The organism is Achromobacter pestifer, assembly GCF_902859625.1.
In the GTDB taxonomy this organism is placed as follows: domain Bacteria; phylum Pseudomonadota; class Gammaproteobacteria; order Burkholderiales; family Burkholderiaceae_B; genus Achromobacter; species Achromobacter pestifer.
On record NZ_CADIJX010000009.1, the window covers coordinates 20985 to 40088 of the forward strand.

Genomic DNA, 19104 nt, shown 5'->3' on the forward strand with positions numbered 1-19104 from the left:
CATCATGAGCGAAAAATCCTTGCCCGCCATCCGCCGCGACATCCAGCGCGTCAGCCCCGATCTGGTCCGTGCCGCCAGCCAATTCCAGGCCGCGATCCTGGCAGACGTGGGCGGCCGCCGCGGCGCGCTGGGCGGCCGCATCGCCCCGCTGTCGCCCCGAATGAAAGTCGCCGGCCCGGCCTTCACGGTTGAACTGCGTCCCGGCGACAACCTGATGTTCCACGCCGCGCTGGCCCTGGCGCAGCCCGGCGACGTCATCGTCGTCGAAGGCAAAGGCGACCGCAGCGCCGCGCTATGCGGCACCATCATGACGACCCAGGCGCAGGCCAGTGGACTGGCCGGCTTCGTGGTCGACGCGGCCGTGCGCGACTCCGATGAAATCATCGAAAGCGGCTTCCCCGTGTTCTCCGTCGGCACCAATCCCAATGGGCCGACCAAGGGCCTGCCCGGCCGCGTCAACTGGCCGGTATCGTTGGCCGGTGTCACGGTGAATCCCGGCGACCTGATCGTCGGCGACGCCGATGGCGTGGTGGTGGTTCCGCGCGAGAACGTTGCCGACGTCCTGGTGCTGGCACAACAGAAAGTGGATGCCGAAGCGCGCCGCATCGCGGAGATCAAGGCAGGCAAGCTCGGGGCGCCCTGGCTTGCGGACGCGCTGCGCGCGGCGGGAGTCCTGCAAGCTGGGGAATCGCTATGACACCCGGCGCCAAACCCGTCGTGCTGGTCACCGGGGCCGACCTGGCGGACGAGGCCGTGCATGTGCTTCAGGACTATCACCTGGTCTATGCGGGCGCGCGCCCGACCGAGGACGATCTGCTGTCGCTCGTGCGTCAGCACGACCCCATCGCCATGATCGTGCGCTACGGCAAGATCAGCGCATCGCTGATCGACGCCGCCCGGTCCCTGCGGGTGATCTCCAAGCACGGCAGCGGCATCGACACCATTGACAGCGCGGCGGCAAGCGCGCGCGGCATCGCGGTCAAGGCCGCCTCGGGAGCCAACGCCGCAGCCGTTGCCGAGCACGCCATCGCGCTGCTGCTGGCTTGCGCCAAATCCGTGGTGCCGCTGGATGCGCGCATGCATGCAGGCCATTGGGACAAGGCCACACACAAGAGCATTGAACTGGCGGGCCGCTGCCTCGGGTTGGTGGGGCTGGGCGCCATCGGTCTGCGGGTGGCGACCGTGGCGCGCGCGCTCGACATGCGGGTGATCGGCCACGATCCCTATGCCAGGGACATTCCGCCCTGGGTCGAAGTGGTTGATCTGCCCCAGCTATGGGCCGAGTCCGACGCAATCTCGCTGCATTGCCCCTTGACCGGGGCCAACCGCGAATTGATCAACGCCGCCACGCTGGCGCAATGCCGCGATGGCATCTTGCTGGTCAACACCGCGCGCGGCGGGCTGATCAACGAGGCCGACCTGCTTGCCGCCGTGCACAGCGGCAAGGTGGCCTGCGCCGGCCTGGACAGCTTTCAGCAGGAGCCTCCGCCCGCCGCACATTGCTTCCAGGGTCAGCAGCGGCTGATCCTGAGCCCCCACGTGGGCGGCGTCACGCACGACGCCTATGTGAAGATGGGCGTGGGCGCGGCGCGCAACGTCTTGCAGATCCTGCAAGCGGGTTAAGCCCGCGAACAAGCGCTTGTCCCGAAAAAAATGGCCGCTGAAATATCAGCGGCCATTTTCACGTCAGGTCAGCTTATGCCACGGCGACGGGGATCTTGCCGATCTTGGCCTGCCATTCCTTCGGGCCAGTCGTATGGACCGAGGTGCCCTGAGCGTCCACCGCCACGGTCACCGGCATGTCCTTCACGTCGAACTCGTAGATGGCTTCCATGCCCAGGTCGGCAAAGCCCAGCACCTTGGCGCCACGGATGGCCTTGGATACCAGGTAGGCCGCGCCGCCCACGGCCATCAGGTAGGCCGAACCGTGCTTCTTGATGGCTTCAATGGCGACCGGGCCGCGCTCCGACTTGCCGATCATGGAGATCAGGCCGGTCTGCTCCAGCATCATGTCGGTGAACTTGTCCATGCGCGTGGCGGTCGTGGGGCCGGCGGGGCCGACCACTTCGTCGCCCACCGGGTCCACCGGGCCCACGTAATAGATCACGCGGTTGGTGAAGTCCACCGGCAGCGGCTCGCCCTTTGCCAGCATGTCCTGAATACGCTTGTGCGCGGCATCGCGGCCGGTCAGCATCTTGCCCGACAGCAGCAGGGTCTGGCCCGGCTTCCAGCTGGCGACTTCTTCCTTCGTCAGCGTGTTCAGGTCCACCTGCTTGGACTTGTTGTAGTCCGGGGCCCAATGCACTTCCGGCCATTCCGACAGCGACGGCGGATCCAGGCGCGCGGGGCCCGAACCGTCCAGCTCGAAGTGAGCATGGCGGGTGGCCGCGCAGTTCGGAATCATCGCCACGGGCTTGGAAGCCGCGTGCGTCGGGAAGGTGCTGATCTTGACGTCCAGCACGGTCGTCAGGCCGCCCAGGCCCTGCGCGCCAATGCCCAGCGCATTGACCTTTTCGTACAGTTCGATGCGCAGTTCTTCCAGCTTGTTCTGCGGGCCGCGGGCCAGCAGTTCGTACATATCGATGTCTTCCATCAACGACTGCTTGGCCATCAACATGGCTTTTTCAGCCGTGCCGCCAACGCCAATGCCCAACATGCCCGGCGGGCACCAGCCAGCGCCCATCGTCGGGACGGTCTTCAACACCCAATCCACCAGCGAATCGCTGGGATTCAGCATGGCAAACTTGGACTTGTTTTCCGAACCACCGCCCTTGGAAGCGAGTTGCACGTCAACCTTGTCGCCCTGGACAAGTTCGACGTGCAGGATACAGGGGGTGTTGTCGCGCGTGTTCTTGCGGGCAAACAGCGGATCGTCCAGCACCGAGGCGCGCAAAGGATTGTCCGGATTCAGGTAGCCACGGCGCACGCCTTCGTCACAGAGTTCTTGCAGGGTGCGCTTGGTATCGAAGCGCACGCTCATGCCGATCTTCAGGAAGACGTTGACGATGCCGGTGTCTTGGCACAGCGGACGCTTGCCTTCGGCGCACATGCGCGAATTCGTCAGGATCTGCGCCATCGCGTCACGCGCGGCGGGGCTTTCCTCGCGCTCGTAAGCGCGCGCCAGATGGCGGATGTAGTCAACGGGGTGGTAATAGCTGATGAACTGAATGCCATCGGCTATCGACTGGATGAAGTCTTCTTCTTTAATGATGACGGACATGGCGATATACGAGCTTGGAGAAAAAATGTGAGAACGCGGCCGACGGAGCCGGCCGCGCGCGATTGAGTACAGCCTATTTTATTTACTTGCCTTGCCACACGGGTTTGCGCTTCTCGGCGAATGCGGTGGCGCCTTCCTTCGCGTCGGCCGACGAGAAAATGTGCGCGATCAGCGGGCGCTGGCGGTCGAACATGCCTTCCTGTTCCCAGTCGCCGGACTGCGCCACGATGCTCTTGGCGGTCTGCACGGCCAGCGGGCCGTTCTCGACGATGGCGCGAGCCAATTCCAACGCGCCAGCCAGCGCGCCGCCCGGCTCGGTCAGGCGGTTGACCAGGCCGAACGAATAGGCGCGTTCGGCGCTTAGCATTTCACCCGTCAGGATCACTTCCATGGCGATGTGGTACGGCAGGCGGCGCGGCAGGCGCAGCATGCCGCCGGCGCCGGCCACCAAGCCGCGCTTGACTTCCGGCAGACCGAACTTGGCGTTGCTGGCAGCCACGATCAGGTCAGAGGCCAGGGCCATTTCGCAACCACCGGCCAGGGCGTAGCCTTCAACCGCGGCGATCAACGGCTTCTTGGGCGGCTTTTCGTTCAGGCCGGCAAAACCACGGCCTTCGACGTAAGGACGTTGCCCCGATTTGGCAAAGGCCTTCAGATCCATGCCCGACGAGAACGTGCCGCCGCCGCCCGTCAGAATGCCGATGCGGATGTCATCGCGGCTGTCCAACTGGTCCAGCGCCGCGGCCATGGCCTGGGCGGTTTCCAGATTGATGGCGTTCTTGGCTTCAGGGCGGTTGATCGTGATGATCTGGATGCCATCGGTGACTTCCACCGAGATCAGGTCTGACATGGGGCTGCTCCTTTTTCGGGAATTCCCGGAATCAGGTTCCGGTTTTATATAAGACTCGAGACTCAACCTTCAATCATACGACCATTGGTTTGCAGGCGCAGCCCACGCCCCGCCCAGTGTCCACCCGGGCGCACGAGATTGCCCTCGGGACGCGGGAAAGGCATAGATGTAACCGCCCACCGGGCCTTCGAGAACAGGACCGGCCCAGGCCAGTTAAAATGCCGGGTTTCCCACGCCCAAGGCAAGCCTTGCCCGGCGACCGAATTCCAAGAATCCTATGCTCACCTTTCAGCAAATCATCCTTACGCTCCAGGAATACTGGGACAAGCAGGGTTGCGCCCTGCTGCAACCCTACGACATGGAAGTCGGCGCCGGCACCTCGCACACGGCCACATTCCTGCGCGCGATCGGCCCGGAGCCCTGGCGTGCCGCCTATGTGCAACCGTCCCGCCGGCCCAAGGATGGCCGCTACGGCGAAAACCCCAATCGCCTTCAGCACTATTACCAATACCAGGTCGTGCTGAAGCCGGCGCCCCCGGAAATCCTGGACCTGTATATCGGTTCACTGAAGGCGCTGGGCATCGACCCGACGCAGCACGACATCCGTTTCGTCGAGGACGATTGGGAAAACCCGACGCTGGGCGCCTGGGGCCTGGGCTGGGAAGTCTGGCTGAACGGCATGGAAGTCACGCAGTTCACCTACTTCCAGCAAGTGGGCGGCCTGGACTGCACGCCGACCACGGGTGAAATCACCTACGGTCTGGAGCGCCTGGCCATGTACCTGCAAGACGTGGAAAGCGTGTACGACCTGGTCTGGACCGAGGGCGCCAACGGCAACCGCGTGCTGTACCGCGACGTGTTCCACCAGAACGAAGTCGAGCAATCCACGTACAACTTCGAGCACTCGTCGGCCGACATGCTGTTCGCGCACTTCAACGATTACGAAACCGAAGCCAAGCGGCTGATGGACGTGCCGCTGGCGCTGCCCGCCTACGAGGCCGCGCTGAAGGCCGCGCACACGTTCAACATGCTGGACGCACGGGGCGCGATCAGCGTCACCGAGCGCGCCGCCTACATCGGCCGCATCCGCAACCTGTCGCGCGCCGTCGCCCAGGCCTATTACGAATCCCGCGAACGACTGGGCTTTCCCATGCTGGGCCGCAACCAGTCCGCCGGGGAGACTGCATAAATGACGACGAACATCCGCCCGCTGCTGGTCGAACTGCTGACCGAAGAACTTCCGCCCAAGGCCCTGCAAAAGCTGGGCCAGGCCTACGCCGAAGGCGTGCGCGCCACGCTGGAACGCCACGGCCTCCTGGCTGACGGCTGCGCCGTCACGGCGTATTCCACCCCGCGCCGCCTGGCCGTGCACCTGTCCGCCGTGCTGGCGCAGGCGCCGGACCAGCCCTATGCCGAAAAGCTGATGCCGGTGAAAATCGGCCTGACCGAAGACGGCAAGGCCAGCCCCGCGCTGCAAAAGAAGCTGGCCGCCAAGGGCCTGGAGAACATCGACCTGGCCACGCTGGACCGCGAGTCCGATGGCAAGCAGGACTATCTGGTCGCACGCGGCACCGCCGCCGGCGCCCAGTTGGCGGCCGGTTTGCAGGAAGGCATCGACACGGCGCTGAACAATCTGCCGATCCCCAAGGTCATGCGTTACCAATTGGCCGACGGCGTCACCACCGTCAAGTTCGTGCGCCCGGCGCATGGTCTGGTCGCCCTGTTCGGGGCCGACGTGGTGCCGGTGTCCGCGCTGGGCTTGCAGGCTGGCCGCGACACCCTGGGCCACCGCTTCATGAGCACCGGCCCGGTCTCGTTCACCGATGCCGATTCCTACGCCGCCACCCTGGCTGACAAGGGCCGCGTCGTGGCTTCCTTTGAGGGCCGCCGCGACGAGATCCAGCGCCAGTTGCTGGACCACGCGGGCCGCCTGTCGGCCACGCTGGGCGACGACCCGGAAGTGGCCGCGCTGCTGGACGAAGTGACGGCGCTGGTTGAACACCCCACCGTATACGTGGGCCAGTTTGAAGAGCAGTTCCTGCAAGTGCCGCAGGAATGCCTGATCCTGACCATGCGGCTGAACCAGAAGTACTTTCCGCTGTTCGACCCGGCCACCGGCCGCCTGACGCACCGCTTCCTGATCGTGAGCAACATGCACACGGACAAGCCGGCGAACATCGTCGAAGGCAACCAGCGCGTGGTTCGCCCGCGCCTGGCCGACGCCCAGTTCTTCTTTGAAACCGACCGCAAGACGCCGCTGGCCGCGCGCGTCGAACAATTGGGGTCCATCGTCTATCACAACAAGCTGGGCACCCAGCTTGAGCGCGTGGAGCGCGTGCGCGCCATCGCCCGTGGCGTGGCCGAGCAACTGGGCGGCGACGTCTCCGCCGCCGACCGCGCCGCCATGCTGGCCAAGGCCGACCTGGGTTCCAACATGGTGGGCGAATTCCCCGAGCTGCAAGGCATCATGGGCGCGTACTACGCCGCCGGCGACGGCGAGCCCGACAGCGTCGTGCAAGCGCTGCGCACCCAGTACCGCAACCGCTACGACTCGCCGGTCACCCAAGACACGCTGACCGCCGCCACCCTGTTCATCGCCGAGCGCGTGGAAACGCTGACCGGCATCTGGGCCATCGGCCTGGCCCCCACCGGCGAACGCGACCCCTTCGGCCTGCGCCGCGCGGCGCTGGGCCTGATCAGCGCGTTTGAACAACTGGCCGCTGGCGGCTGGCTGAAGATCAGCGAAGACGGCCCGTTGTCCCTGGACGGTCTGCTGTCCTTGGCCGCAGGCACGTTCCCGGCCGGCAAGATCCCGGCCGACACGCTGGCTGAAGTCCGCACCTTCATCTACGAGCGCTATCGCAACCAGCTGATCAACGACTTCGACCGCAACGCGGTGGAAGCCGTGATCGCGCTGACGCCGCCGCTGCACCAGGTGGCCGAGCGCGTGCGCGCCGCCGCCGCCTTCGCGCAGTTGCCCGCCGCCGCCAGCCTGGCCGCCGCCAACAAGCGCATCGGCAATCTGCTGAAGAAGGCCGAAGGCGAGATCGGCGCGGTCAACGATGCCGCGTTGGTGGAACCCGCCGAGAAAGCCTTGGCCGCTGCGGTCGCTACCCTGCGCCCGCAGGCCGAAGCCCAGCTTGCCGCTGGTGACTTCGCAGGCAGCCTCTCCACGCTGGCCCAGGCCCGCGAACCCGTGGATGCCTTCTTTGCCGACGTCATGGTCATGGCCGAAGACCCGGCCGTGCGCGCCAACCGGTTGGCTCTGCTGAGCCAGCTGCATGGCCTGATGAACCAAGTGGCGGACATTTCCAGGCTGGCACAGTGAAACTGATCATCCTTGACCGCGACGGCGTCATCAATCAGGACAGCGATGCGTTCGTCAAGAATCCCGACGAATGGATTGCCCTGCCGGGCAGCCTGCAAGCCATCGCCCGGCTGACCCAGGCGGATTGGAAGGTGGTGGTTGCCACCAACCAATCCGGGCTGGCGCGCGGCCTGTTCGACATGGACACGCTGACGGCCATCCACACGAAGATGCGGCGCGAACTGGCCGCCGTGGGCGGCAGCATCGATGCCGTGTTCCTGTGTCCGCACGGCCCGGACGACAACTGCACCTGCCGCAAGCCGCGTCCGGGCATGTTCGAGCAGATCGGCCACCGCTACGACATCGACCTGACCGGCGTGCCGGCCGTGGGCGATTCGCTGCGCGACCTGCAAGCCTCCTCGGCCGTGGGTTGCTCGCCCTGGCTGGTGCAGACGGGTAACGGCAAGAAGACGCTGGCCAAGGGCGGCCTGCCCGACAACACGCGCGTATGCGAAGACCTGTCGGCCCTGGCCGATGCCTTGCTTCAGGACAATTGATTCGATGGCCCGGCTACGCTCGCTGCTGTACTTCCTGTTCCTGGCCGTCACGGTCATCCCCTATGCCTTCGCCTGCATCCTGTGGGCGCCGCTGCCGCTGCGCTGGCGCTACAAGCTGACCGTGGGTTGGCCGCGCCTGGCCATCTGGGGGGCCAAGGTGTTCTGTGGCATCCGCTGGCAGGTCAAGGGCTGGGAGAACCTGCCCGACGGCCCTGCCGTGATCCTGTCCAAGCACCAGTCGGCCTGGGAAACCCTGTTCTTCCCGGCCCATATGCCGCGCGAGGTCTGCTTCGTCTACAAGAAAGAACTGCACATGGTGCCGTTCTTCGGCTGGGGCCTGGCGCTGCTGCGCATGATCGCCATTGATCGCTCGAAAGGCCGCGACGCCTTTGATCAGGTGGTTAAACAGGGCCAGACCCGGATGGACGAAGGCCGTTGGCCGCTGCTGTTTCCGGAAGGCACCCGCGTGCCGCCGGGCAAGACCGCGCGCTTCAAGATGGGCGGCGCGCTGCTTGCCTCGCGTACCGGCGCGGTCGTCATTCCCGTGGCGCATAACGCAGGCGAGTGCTGGCGGCGCAACGCTTTCGTCAAATATCCCGGCATGGTCACCCTATCGATCGGTCCCGCGATAGAATCCAAGGGACTCTCCCCCGACGAACTGAACCAGAAGGTTCAGGCGTGGATCGAAGGGGAAATGCGGCGTCTCAATCCTGAAAGGTATGCCCAGCACTGATCAGCTCGAACTCCTGTTCGACGCGCAAGAAAACGACGCGCCCCGGAGCGCGTCGCCACTGATCGCCACGCCGAAGGCGCCGCCCGCGCCTCGGCCCACGGCGCCCAAGGTCGCGCCCCCGCAACCTGTCACGCCCAAGACACTCTTTCCCGACGCGCAAACAGACGCCGCCCCCACGGGCGATCCGCTGCTGACGCTGTCTCCCAACGCTTCGTCCCGCGTTCCCACGCCCTGCCCCGACCCGCTGCCGCCCGGCGCGCGCTGGCGCGAGGTGCCGACGGAACACCAGCCCATCGGCTTCGTGCTGCTGCGCTCGCGCCGCCGCAGCATCGGCTTCGTCATCACCGATGACGGCCTGCGCGTCACCGCGCCCAGCTGGGTCACGCTGGGACAGGTTGACGACGCCGTGCGTGAAAAAGCGCGCTGGATCCTTGCCAAGCTGCGCGAATGGCACGCCCGCAAGCAGCAGTTGGCCATGGCGCATACGCGCTGGCAGCCGGGCGGAGAATTGCCCTATCTGGGCAAGCGCATCTTGATCGGCGTGGGCGGCGACAGCCGCCAGGCACGCCTGTCCGGCGACGCGGAAGCCCCGCAAGACCGCGACACCCTTTGGCTGGCGCTACCGTCCAACGCCGACCAGGGCCGCATCCGCGATTCGGCGCAAGCCTGGCTGCAACAGCGGGCTGGCGCCTGGTTCGGCGCGCGGCTGGCGCACTTCCTGCAAATCAGCGGCCTGAAGATCAGCCGCTGGCGGCTGTCGTCCGCCGCCACGCGCTGGGGCTCCTGCACCAGCGACGGCAACATCATGCTGAACTGGCGCCTGATCCACTTCGCGCCCGCCATCATCGATTACGTGATCGCGCATGAGCTTGCTCATCTGCGCGAGATGAATCACAGTCAAGACTTCTGGCACGAAGTCGGCCAGATCCTGCCGGACTTTGAGGACGCCAAGAACATCCTGCGGCGTCACGACCCTGCTTCTTTGCCTCAATTCTGAGGTTCCTTGGAGACAAAAATGTTGCTGCTGATTCCGGGCCCGGTTACGACCGACGCGCGGGTGAAGGCCGCCATGGCGCAGGATTACGCGCCGTGGGACAACGATTTCCGCGAGACCTATCGGCAGGTCTGCGCAGGCGTGCTGCGCGCAGCGCAGGCATCTCCCGACGAGCACGCCGCGCTGGCGCTGCCCGGCTGCGGCCACTTCGCGGTGGAAGCCGCCGTACGCACCTTCGTGCCGCCGGGCGGCCGCCTGCTGGCGCCCTCCACCGGCGCCTATGCCGGCCGCTTGCAGAAGCTGGCGGGCGACGCGGGCCGGGTTGCCGTGCCCCTGCACGTGGGCGCGACCGAGCGCGTGGACCCGGTGGCCGTGGCCGCCGCTTTGGAGCGCGATCCCACCCTGACGCACCTGGCGCTGGTCTACAGCGAAACCGGCAGCGGCATCTGCCATGACGTGCCCGAACTGGCGCGCATCGCCCAGGCGATGGGCCGCCGCGTCATCATCGACGCAGTGTCCGCCTTTGGCGCGCTGCCGTTGGACCTGGCCGCCCTGCCCGCGGTGGATGCCGTCGTGCTGACCGCCAACAAATGCCTGGAAGGCCTGCCCGGCGCCGCCTTCGTGGTGGCACGCCGCGACCGCCTGGAAGCGGCACGCGGTAACGCAGGCAGTTGGTCGCTGGACCTGGCTGACATTTATCAGCACACCCTGGCCCCCAATGCGGGTCCCCGCTTCACTCCGCCCGCGCCCACGCTGGCGGCGCTGACCGTGGCCCTGGATCTGTACTGGCAGGAAGGCCGGGAAGGCCGCCTGGCGCGCTACACAGCGAACATGCGCACGCTATATGATGGCGTCAGCGAGCTAGGCCTGACGCCCTACCTGCCGCGCGATCTGCAAGGTCCCATCGTCGTCAACGTCTGCGCACCAGACGCCCCGACCTGGAACCTGCAACTGTTCGTCGACGCCCTCAAGACGCGCGGCTACGTACTCAGCAATTTCAGCAATACCGAACAACCCACGTTCCGGGTCGGCTGCATCGGCGCCTTTGGCCCCGACCAGATGCGGCTGGCGGTCGACGCCATGGGCGGCGCACTGCGCGACATCGGCATCACTCAGGCAAGCGCCGGAATTCCGCAGCGCCTGCCCCAACCCCTCATCGCTTAAGGAAGATATCCATGCGTATGCTCCACACCATGCTGCGAGTCGGCAACCTCGACAAGTCCATCGATTTCTACACCAACGTGCTCGGCATGCGCGTTCTGCGCCGCAACGACTACCCGGAAGGCAAGTTCACGCTGGCCTTCGTGGGCTACCAGGACGAAACCGAAGGCGCCGTCATCGAACTGACCCACAACTGGGACACCGAGAAGTACGACCTGGGCAATGGCTATGGCCACATCGCCCTGGAAGTCGACAATGCCTACGAAGCCTGTGACAAGGTCAAGGAACGCGGCGGCAAGGTCACCCGCGAAGCCGGCCCGATGAAGCATGGCAAGACGGTGATTGCGTTCGTCGAAGATCCCGATGGCTACAAGATCGAATTCATCCAGAAGAAAGGCCGTCAGGACTGACCCGCCCCCCGCGCCGCAGACCCTGCGCGCGCTTTTGACAACGTGACGACCATGATCCACACCATTCTCAAGATGGGCGACCCGCGCTTGCTGCGCGTGGCGCCCCCGGTGGAGCGTTTTGACACGCCCGAGCTGCACGCCCTGATCGACGACATGTTTGAAACCATGGCCGCCGCGCAAGGGGTGGGCCTAGCCGCGCCGCAGATCGGCGTGGACCTGCAATTGGTGATCTTCGGCTTCGATCGCAACGAGCGCTATCCCGATGCGCCCGCCGTGCCGCAGACCATCCTGTGCAATCCCGTCATCACGCCGCTGTCAGACGACATGGAAGATGGCTGGGAAGGCTGCCTGTCGGTGCCGGGCCTGCGCGGCCTGGTGCCGCGTTACCGCCACATCCGCTACAGCGGTCGCGACCCCTACGGCCAGTTGATCGAGCGCGAAGCCGATGGCTTTCACGCCCGCGTGGTGCAGCATGAATGCGACCACCTGATCGGCCGGCTCTACCCGTCGCGCATCCAGGATTTCTCGAAGTTCGGCTTCACTGAAATCCTGTTCCCGGGCATGGACCCGAACGCGGACGACTGATCAAGCGTCCGGGTTCGCCGCAGCGGCATGCGCCGCTTGCGGCGAGAGCTCCTCGGGCGCGAAATCATCCACCTGCAAGACCTTGGACACGATGGCCTCCGCCGCTTCCAGTTGCGCGGCCTGTGTGTCGGTGATCGCGCCACGCTTGTGTGCGTCGCGCCAGTCCCGCACGCCGGATTGCCGCAAGCGGTCACGAATGGGCTGCACGGCATCAACCAGCGCAAAGGCGCGGGTCAGGTCGCCCAGCGGGTCACCGCCCTGCCGGCCGCCGCCAAGCAGTACGCCACCCGACGACGCATTGCTGGGCTCGCGGTGCAGATCGGCCGCCAGCCGCACGTGCGTGGGCGATGGTTTCAACAGCAGGTCCGCACACTCGCGCGTCAGGGCATCGTTCGGCCCCTTGGCCAGACGCAGCGGCAAGATGGCCGCGCGCAGTCCCCAGGCCAGCACGCGGCCCGGCAAATTGCGCAACACCTGATCCATGCTTTTTTCGATGCTGGCGTAGCCTTGCGCCATGCACCAGTGCACCAGCGGCAGGTCATCGTGCTTGTGGCCTTCGTCTTCCCAGCGCTTGAGCACCGCGGACAGCAAATAAAGCTCGGACAGGATGTCGCCCAGCCTTGCCGAGATCATTTCACGCCGCTTCAGGCCGCCGCCCAACTGCGCCAGCGTGGCATCCGCCAACAGCGCAAAGCCAGAGGAGTAGCGGCCCAGCCGCCGGTAGTGCCCGGCAGTGGGACCTGATGCGGGCGCAGGCGCCAGCACGCCCCCCGTCCAGGCACGGCCGATCGCGCGCAACGTGTTCTTGCCCGCATGGCGCAGATGGCGCCAGAACACATCGTGGAAGACCTCGATGCCGCGTTCTTCGTCCGGATTGGCCAGGGCCAGCATTTCCGGCATCAGATAGGGATGGGCGCGAATGGCGCCCTGCCCGAAGATGATCAGGTTGCGCGTCAGGATATTGGCGCCTTCAACCGTGATGGCGATAGGCACCGCACGGTACAAGGCCCCCAGATAATTGCTGGGCCCATCGATGACGGCACGCCCGGCATGCACGTCCATCGCGGCATTGACCGAGCCGCGCATGCGTTCAGTGGCATGGTATTTCATGATGCCCGACACGACAGCCGGCTTCACGTCCTGGTTCAGCGCAGCGCAGGTCAGGCGCCGGGCGGCTTCCACCATATAGGCATTGCCCGCCAGATTGGCCAGTTGTTCCTGCACCCCTTCAAATTTGCCGATCGGAATGCCGAACTGCTCGCGCACCCGGGAATACATGCCCGTGGTATGCGCGCACATGACCGCAGCGGCGGCCGACAACGAGGGCAGCGAAATGCCGCGCCCGGCGGCCAACGCGCTCATCAGCATCTTCCAGCCCTGCCCCGCGCGTTCCTCACCGCCAATCAATGCGTCCAGCGGCACGAACACGTCGCGCCCGAAGTTCGGCCCATTCTGGAACACCTGCATGGCGGGCAGGTGACGCCGCCCGATCTCGACCCCCGGCGCCTCGGTGGGCACCAGCGCCACCGAAATGCCGATGTCCACGGGGCCGCCCAGGATGCCATCGGGGTCCGACATCTTGAACGCCAGTCCCAGCACGGTGGCCACGGGCCCCAACGTGATGTAGCGCTTGTGCCAGTTCAGCCGGATGCCAATCAGTTCACGGCCGTCCACCACTTGGCGGCACACAATGCCGGTATCCACCATGGACGCCGCGTCCGAACCTGCTTCCGGGCTGGTCAGGCCAAAGCACGGCACTTCACGGCCATCAGCCAGGCGTGGCAGCCAGTAATCGCGCTGCGCCGGCGTGCCGAACTGCATCAGCAATTCGCCCGGCCCCAATGAATTCGGCACCATCACCGTCACGCCCGCCGTGATGGAATAGGCTGAAATACGTCGCACGACTTCGGAATGTGCGTAGGGCGAAAAGCCCAGCCCGCCGTAGCGGCGCGGAATGATCATGCCGAAAAAACGCTGCGCTTTCAGGAATGCCCAGACTTCCGGCGGCAGATCGCGCCGGTTCCAGGTGATGTCCCATTCGTCCAGCATGGCGCACAGTTGGGCCACCGGGCCGTCAATGAAGGCTTGCTCTTCGCGGGTCAACGTGGCGGCAGGCACGTCCAGCAGCTTGCGCCAGTCGGGGTTGCCCGTGAACAGGTCCGCATCCCACCAGGTATCTCCGGCCTCAATGGCCTCGCGCTCGGTGGCCGACATGGGCGGCAACGCTTTGCGCGCCCAGCGGTATGCGGGTTCCGAGATACGGCGCCGGCGCCAGGCATTGAAATCCATGAGTGTCCCTCACTGTTATGGCCCTAGGGCGTATCAGCCCAAAGTACCAGAATTGGCGGCCAGCGGCCAAGCCGCCGTGGTCTGACTCTGCGACAATGGGCGTCGCCGCGCTGGTGCGCAACCAACCGCTAACCGGGCACATTTCGCATGCTGAACAAACTCTGGCTGGGCTTTTTCCTGACCGCCACAGCCGCCGCCCTGTACCGCTGGCTGGCCATCGGAGACGCCGACGTCTTCCGGCAGATGGTGGCCAGCCTGTTCGACATGGCCCGCGTGTCCGTGGAAGTCATGGTGCTGCTGTTCGGCACGCTGACGCTATGGCTGGGCTTTCTGCGCATCGCCGAAAGCGCCGGCCTGGTTGAAAAGCTGGCACGCCTGCTGGGGCCACTGTTCGCGCGCCTGATGCCGGAGGTGCCACGCAACCACCCCGCGATCGGCCTGATCACCCTGAACTTCGCCGCCAACGGGCTGGGCCTGGACAATGCCGCCACGCCCATCGGCCTGCGCGCCATGCGCGAGCTGCAATCGCTGAATCCCACGCCCGAGACCGCCAGCAACGCGCAAATATTGTTCCTGGTGCTCAATGCGTCGTCGCTGACCCTGCTGCCCGTCACGCTGTTCATGTTCCGCGCGCAACAGGGCGCGGCCGACCCCACGCTGGTGTTCCTGCCCATTCTGTTGGCCACCAGCGCATCCACCCTGGCGGGCCTGTTGGCGGTCGCCGCGTGCCAGCGGCTCCGCCTGATAGACCCGATCGTGATGTTGTGGCTAGGCACCGCCGCGCTGCTTCTGGGCGGCTTCATGGCGCTGTTGGCCAGCATGTCCGTCGCCGCCATCGCCACACTGTCGTCCCTGCTGGGCAACCTGACGCTGTTCGGCATCCTGCTGGCGTTCTTGATCGCAGGCGCCTGGAAGAAGGTGCCGGTCTACGAGACCTTCATCGAAGGCGCCAAGGAGGGTTTCGACATCGCCAAGAGCCTGCTGCCCTATCTGGTGGCGATGCTGTGCGCCGTAGGGGTGCTGCGGGCCTCTGGCGCGTTGGACTTCCTGCTGGATGGCATACGCTGGCTGGCGCATTACGCGGGTTGGGACACGCGATTCGTCGATGCCCTGCCCACGGCGTTGGTCAAACCGTTTTCGGGCAGCGCGGCGCGCGCCATGATGCTGGAAACCATGACGCACTACGGCGTGGACAGCTTCCCTGCGCTGCTGGCTGCCGTGATGCAAGGCAGCACGGAAACCACCTTCTACGTGCTGGCGGTGTACTTCGGATCCGTGGGAATCTTGCGAGCGCGCCATGCCGTCGGTTGCGCGCTGATCGCCGATCTGGCCGGTGTGCTGGCCGCTATCGGCGTGTGCTACTGGTTCTTCGGCTGAACGCCAGGGCGGTGTCTGGCCTGTGCGCGGCAAGCGCCCCGCACAGGCCGGCGCGTCAATCCACCAACAGGATCTTCATGCCGTTGGTGCCACCGCTGTCGCGGTAGAAATCACCCTTCGTCAGGACCACCCAGTCACCGGTCTTCACCAGGTTGCGCTTGCGCAATTCGTCGATGGCGGCGTTGCTCAAGTCCGCCGGCTCGTAGTCGGAAGGCGCGAACGGCACGGTGTAGACGCCGCGGAACATGGCCACGCGATTCTGCGTGAGGCTATGCGGGCTGTAGCAATAGATCGGCACGCCGGAACGAATGCGCGACATGATCAGCGGCGTGTGCCCGCTTTCCGTCAACGCGATGACGGCCTTCACGCCCGGGAAGTGGTTAGCCGCATACATCGCCGCCAAGGCGATGGTTTCGTCACAGCGCGTGAAGGTCTCGCCCACCCGATGATGCGACTTCGTGGTGGTGGGGTGCTTCTCGGCGCCCAGGCACACCCGTGCCATGGCTTGCACGGCTTCCACCGGGTATTGCCCGGATGCGCTTTCGGCCGACAACATCACGGCATCGGTGTAGTCCAGCACCGCATTGGCCACGTCCGACACCTCGGCGCGCGTGGGCATGGGGCTGGAGATCATCGACTCCATCATCTGCGTCGCGGTAATCACGACCTTGTTCAAGGTGCGTGCATGCTGAATGATGCGCTTCTGGATGCCCACGAGTTCTGCATCACCCACTTCCACACCCAGGTCGCCGCGCGCCACCATCACGCCGTCGCTGGCGCGGATCAGCGCATCCAGCGCTTCGTCGTCCGCCACGGCTTCGGCGCGTTCGATCTTCGCGATGATCCAGGCCTGGCTGCCGGCCTCGGCCAGCAAGGTGCGGGCCTCGTCGATATCGCTGCCGTAGCGCGGGAACGACACGGCCACATAATCCAGTTCCATTTCGGCGGCCAGCTTGATGTCGACGCGATCCTTATCGGTCAGGCTGGGCGCGGACAAGCCACCGCCTCGGCGGTTGATGCCCTTGTTGTTCGACAACGGCCCGCCCACGGTCACCGTGGTGTGGACCTCATCGCCTTCGACACGGTCCACCACCAGCACGACGCGGCCGTCATCCAACAGCAGCTCATCGCCCACGCGGCAGTCCGTCACCAGTTCGGGGTAGTCGATGCCCACGATGCTGGCGGTACCCGCATCCTTGGGGTGCACGCGCGACAGCGTGAACGGCTGGCCAACCTGCAATTGCACCAGCTTGTCGGTGAAACGCGCGATACGGATCTTGGGGCCTTGCAAGTCACCCATGACGGCGACGAAGCGCCCTTGCCGCGCGGCCGTTTCGCGCACCAGGCGAGCACGCTCGCGGTGATCGTCCGCGCTGCCGTGCGAGAAGTTCAGACGGGCCACATCCAGGCCCGCGCGGATCAACGCATCAATACGTTCGGGCGACGAAGTCGAAGGCCCAAGGGTGGCGACGATTTTGGTGCGGCGCAATACAGGCATGACGGTCCACTCTCGCAAAAGCAACAAAAGCGTTATGGTACGCCGGCTGCGTTCGCACGGGTATCATGGGCTTCAATCCGACCCACTACTCATGCATCCGAATCCGTGAAAATCGTCATCGCTCCTGACTCTTTCAAAGAAAGCGTTTCCGCGCCCGATGCGGCGGCGGCCATTGCACGAGGCGTCAAAGCCGCCTGCCCCGGTGCTCACACGATATGCGTGCCGATGGCCGACGGCGGTGAAGGCACCGTCGAAGCCGTGCTGGCTGCCACCGGCGGCAAGGAACAGCAACTGACCGTCAACGACGCATTGGGCTATAAGGTCGATGCCGTCTGGGGCTTGCTTGAAGACGGCACCGCCGTCATCGAAATGGCCGCAGCGGCGGGCCTGGAATTGATCGCCCCGTCCAAGCGAGACCCGATGCGCGCCAGCAGCCACGGCGTCGGCGAACTGATGCTTGCCGCCGTCAACGCGGGCGCCACGCGCATCATCCTGGGGCTGGGCGGCTCGGCCACCAACGACGCCGGCGCCGGCATGTTGACGGCATTGGGCGTGCGCCTGCTGGACGCGGATGGCCATAGCCTGCCGCCTGGTGGCGGCGCGCTGGGCAAGCTGGCCAGCATCGACACCCATGGGCTCGACCCGCGTCTGGCCAGCATTCGGATCGACATCGCATCCGACGTGGACAATCCCCTGTGCGGCCCGCAAGGCGCCTCGCACATATTCGGGCCACAAAAGGGCGCCACGCCTGAACAGGTTCTGGCACTGGATCAGATGCTGACGAATTTCGCCGACGTCTGCGCGCGCCACTTGAAAACGGATTACCGCGACGAGCCCGGCGCCGGCGCCGCCGGCGGCCTGGGGTTCGCCGCCAAGGCGTTCCTGCAAGCGCATTTCCGTCCCGGCGTGGAGATCGTTGCGGAACTGGGCGGCCTGGCGCAAGCCATCGAGGGGGCCACCTTGGTGTTCACCGGCGAAGGCCGCATGGATGCGCAGACACTGCGCGGCAAGACGCCCGCAGGCGTGGCCCGGATCGCGCAGCAGGCCGGCGTGCCGGTCGTCGCGCTGGCGGGATCGCTGGGTGACGGCTACGAAGCGCTGCATGCCTGCGGCATCAGTGCGGCGTTCAGCCTTGCCCCAGGACCGATCACGCTGCAACAGGCGCTGGCGGATGCGGAAAAATTGCTGGCCGATCGCGCGCGCGATGTGATGCAGCTATGGATGGCGGCGCAAAAGCGCATGCTGTGAATACTGCCTGTCTGCCAATGACAAAGCCCGCGTCAGCGGGCTTTGTCTCAAGCGGCCATGCCTCAGCGGAAGGGGTCAGCTGGATTGCAGCAAGCCCGCTTCGACCAAGGCATCCGACAAGCGGATATACCGGTCCACCGAGATGTCTTCGGCACGTGCGGTGGGGGCAATGTCCAGGGCTTCCCAGGGCACTTGCGGCGCCCAGTCAGCCAATACCCGGCGCAACATCTTGCGACGCTGCGAGAAGGCGCGCGCCACCACCGTTTCAAAGGCGCGCACGCTGACCGGACGCAGGCGATCCGCAGGCAGCGGCACCATGCGCACGATGGCGGACACCACCTTGGGCGGCGGATCGAAGGCTTCCGGCGGCACGTCGAACAATTTGTGCATGCGGTAGCGCGATTGCAGCATCACGGACAGGCGGCTGAAATCGCCCGAACCCGGTTGCGCCACCATGCGGTCGATCACTTCGCGCTGCAACATGAAGTGCTGGTCGCGGATGTGGTCGGCCCACGTCATCAGATGGAACAGCAACGGGCTGGAAATGTTGTAGGGCAGGTTGCCCACGACACGCAGCGCGCTACCGAACTGCGAGAAATCCACCGTCAGCGCGTCAGCTTCGACCACGGTCAGGCGGCTTGCCTCGAACTGCTTGCGCAGACGGGCGGCCAGATCGCGGTCAATTTCGACGGCGGTCAGGTGGTCCAGACGCTCTAGCAGCGGCCGGGTAAGCGCAGACAAACCCGGGCCGATCTCGACCACGGCATCGTCACGGGCGGGTGCAACCGCCCGGACGATGGACTCGACGACGCTTTCGTCGGTCAGGAAGTTCTGGCCAAAGCGCTTGCGCGCCTGGTGTTGAGACATGAAAAGCC

17 protein-coding genes are annotated in these 19104 nt (G+C 65.6%); 12 read left to right on the forward strand and 5 right to left on the reverse strand.

The window, feature by feature from the left end:
- Nucleotides 1–4: 4 nt before the first annotated feature.
- On the forward strand, nt 5–697 hold the full coding sequence (locus HV753_RS25800) for an RraA family protein (RefSeq protein ID WP_175177435.1): 693 nt from the start codon (nt 5–7) through the stop codon (nt 695–697).
- The gene (locus HV753_RS25805) at nt 694–1623 is read left to right on the forward strand and encodes an NAD(P)-dependent oxidoreductase (RefSeq protein WP_175177436.1); all 930 of its coding nucleotides are present in this window, start codon (nt 694–696) and stop codon (nt 1621–1623) included. The genes HV753_RS25800 and HV753_RS25805 overlap by 4 nt, the downstream gene beginning before the upstream one ends.
- A 73-nt stretch (nt 1624–1696) precedes the next feature.
- Here HV753_RS25805 and HV753_RS25810 read toward each other — a convergent pair whose 3' ends face one another.
- Nucleotides 1697–3220, reverse strand: coding sequence for a fumarate hydratase (locus tag HV753_RS25810; RefSeq protein ID WP_175177437.1), 1524 nt, complete (start codon nt 3218–3220; stop codon nt 1697–1699).
- An 82-nt stretch (nt 3221–3302) separates the two neighbouring features.
- Nucleotides 3303–4070, reverse strand: coding sequence for a crotonase/enoyl-CoA hydratase family protein (locus HV753_RS25815; RefSeq protein WP_175177438.1), 768 nt, complete (start codon nt 4068–4070; stop codon nt 3303–3305).
- Between the two features lie 277 nt (nt 4071–4347).
- On the opposite strand from HV753_RS25815, the gene glyQ reads away from it, so the two are divergent.
- From glyQ to def, 8 genes are read left to right on the forward strand one after another with little or no spacing between them, the layout of a single operon-like run.
- Entirely contained in the window at nt 4348–5259 is a 912-nt protein-coding gene (glyQ, locus tag HV753_RS25820; RefSeq protein WP_175177439.1) for a glycine--tRNA ligase subunit alpha, read from the forward strand.
- Nucleotides 5260–7398: a glycine--tRNA ligase subunit beta gene (gene glyS, locus HV753_RS25825; protein WP_175177440.1), complete on the forward strand. Its 2139-nt coding sequence runs from the start codon at nt 5260–5262 to the stop codon at nt 7396–7398.
- Nucleotides 7395–7934 carry a D-glycero-beta-D-manno-heptose 1,7-bisphosphate 7-phosphatase gene (gene gmhB / locus HV753_RS25830; RefSeq protein WP_175177441.1) on the forward strand — a complete coding sequence of 180 codons (540 nt, stop codon included), beginning with the start codon at nt 7395–7397 and terminating at the stop codon, nt 7932–7934. The genes glyS and gmhB overlap by 4 nt, the downstream gene beginning before the upstream one ends.
- Nucleotides 7935–7938: 4 nt before the next feature.
- Entirely contained in the window at nt 7939–8667 is a 729-nt protein-coding gene (locus tag HV753_RS25835; protein ID WP_175177442.1) for a lysophospholipid acyltransferase family protein, read from the forward strand.
- Nucleotides 8654–9664 (forward strand): M48 family metallopeptidase, encoded by a 1011-nt coding sequence (locus HV753_RS25840; RefSeq protein ID WP_175177443.1) that lies wholly within the window; start codon nt 8654–8656, stop codon nt 9662–9664. The genes HV753_RS25835 and HV753_RS25840 overlap by 14 nt, the downstream gene beginning before the upstream one ends.
- A gap of 18 nt (nt 9665–9682) precedes the next feature.
- Nucleotides 9683–10825 carry a 2-aminoethylphosphonate--pyruvate transaminase gene (locus HV753_RS25845; RefSeq protein ID WP_175177444.1) on the forward strand — a complete coding sequence of 381 codons (1143 nt, stop codon included), beginning with the start codon at nt 9683–9685 and terminating at the stop codon, nt 10823–10825.
- An 11-nt stretch (nt 10826–10836) separates the two neighbouring features.
- Entirely contained in the window at nt 10837–11232 is a 396-nt protein-coding gene (gene gloA, locus HV753_RS25850; protein WP_006226333.1) for a lactoylglutathione lyase, read from the forward strand.
- Between the two features lie 51 nt (nt 11233–11283).
- Entirely contained in the window at nt 11284–11817 is a 534-nt protein-coding gene (gene def / locus HV753_RS25855) for a peptide deformylase (RefSeq protein ID WP_175177445.1), read from the forward strand.
- On the opposite strand, the gene HV753_RS25860 is transcribed toward def, so the two are convergent.
- Nucleotides 11818–14106 (reverse strand): acyl-CoA dehydrogenase, encoded by a 2289-nt coding sequence (locus HV753_RS25860; RefSeq protein ID WP_175177446.1) that lies wholly within the window; start codon nt 14104–14106, stop codon nt 11818–11820.
- Between the two features lie 147 nt (nt 14107–14253).
- Here HV753_RS25860 and HV753_RS25865 point away from each other — a divergent pair, with 147 nt between their 5' ends.
- Nucleotides 14254–15483, forward strand: coding sequence for a nucleoside recognition domain-containing protein (locus tag HV753_RS25865; RefSeq protein ID WP_175177447.1), 1230 nt, complete (start codon nt 14254–14256; stop codon nt 15481–15483).
- Nucleotides 15484–15538: 55 nt separating this feature from the next.
- Here the strand turns inward: HV753_RS25865 and pyk are convergent, their stop codons facing one another.
- Nucleotides 15539–16981, reverse strand: a complete 1443-nt coding sequence (gene pyk, locus HV753_RS25870) for a pyruvate kinase (protein WP_175177448.1) — start codon at nt 16979–16981, stop codon at nt 15539–15541.
- Nucleotides 16982–17086: 105 nt separating this feature from the next.
- On the opposite strand from pyk, the gene HV753_RS25875 reads away from it, so the two are divergent.
- Nucleotides 17087–18229: a glycerate kinase gene (locus tag HV753_RS25875; RefSeq protein WP_175177449.1), complete on the forward strand. Its 1143-nt coding sequence runs from the start codon at nt 17087–17089 to the stop codon at nt 18227–18229.
- A 75-nt stretch (nt 18230–18304) separates the two neighbouring features.
- Here the strand turns inward: HV753_RS25875 and rsmA are convergent, their stop codons facing one another.
- A complete protein-coding gene (rsmA, locus tag HV753_RS25880; protein ID WP_175177450.1) occupies nt 18305–19096 on the reverse strand; it encodes a 16S rRNA (adenine(1518)-N(6)/adenine(1519)-N(6))-dimethyltransferase RsmA in 792 nt (263 codons plus the stop codon).
- Between the last annotated feature and the right edge of the window lie 8 nt (nt 19097–19104).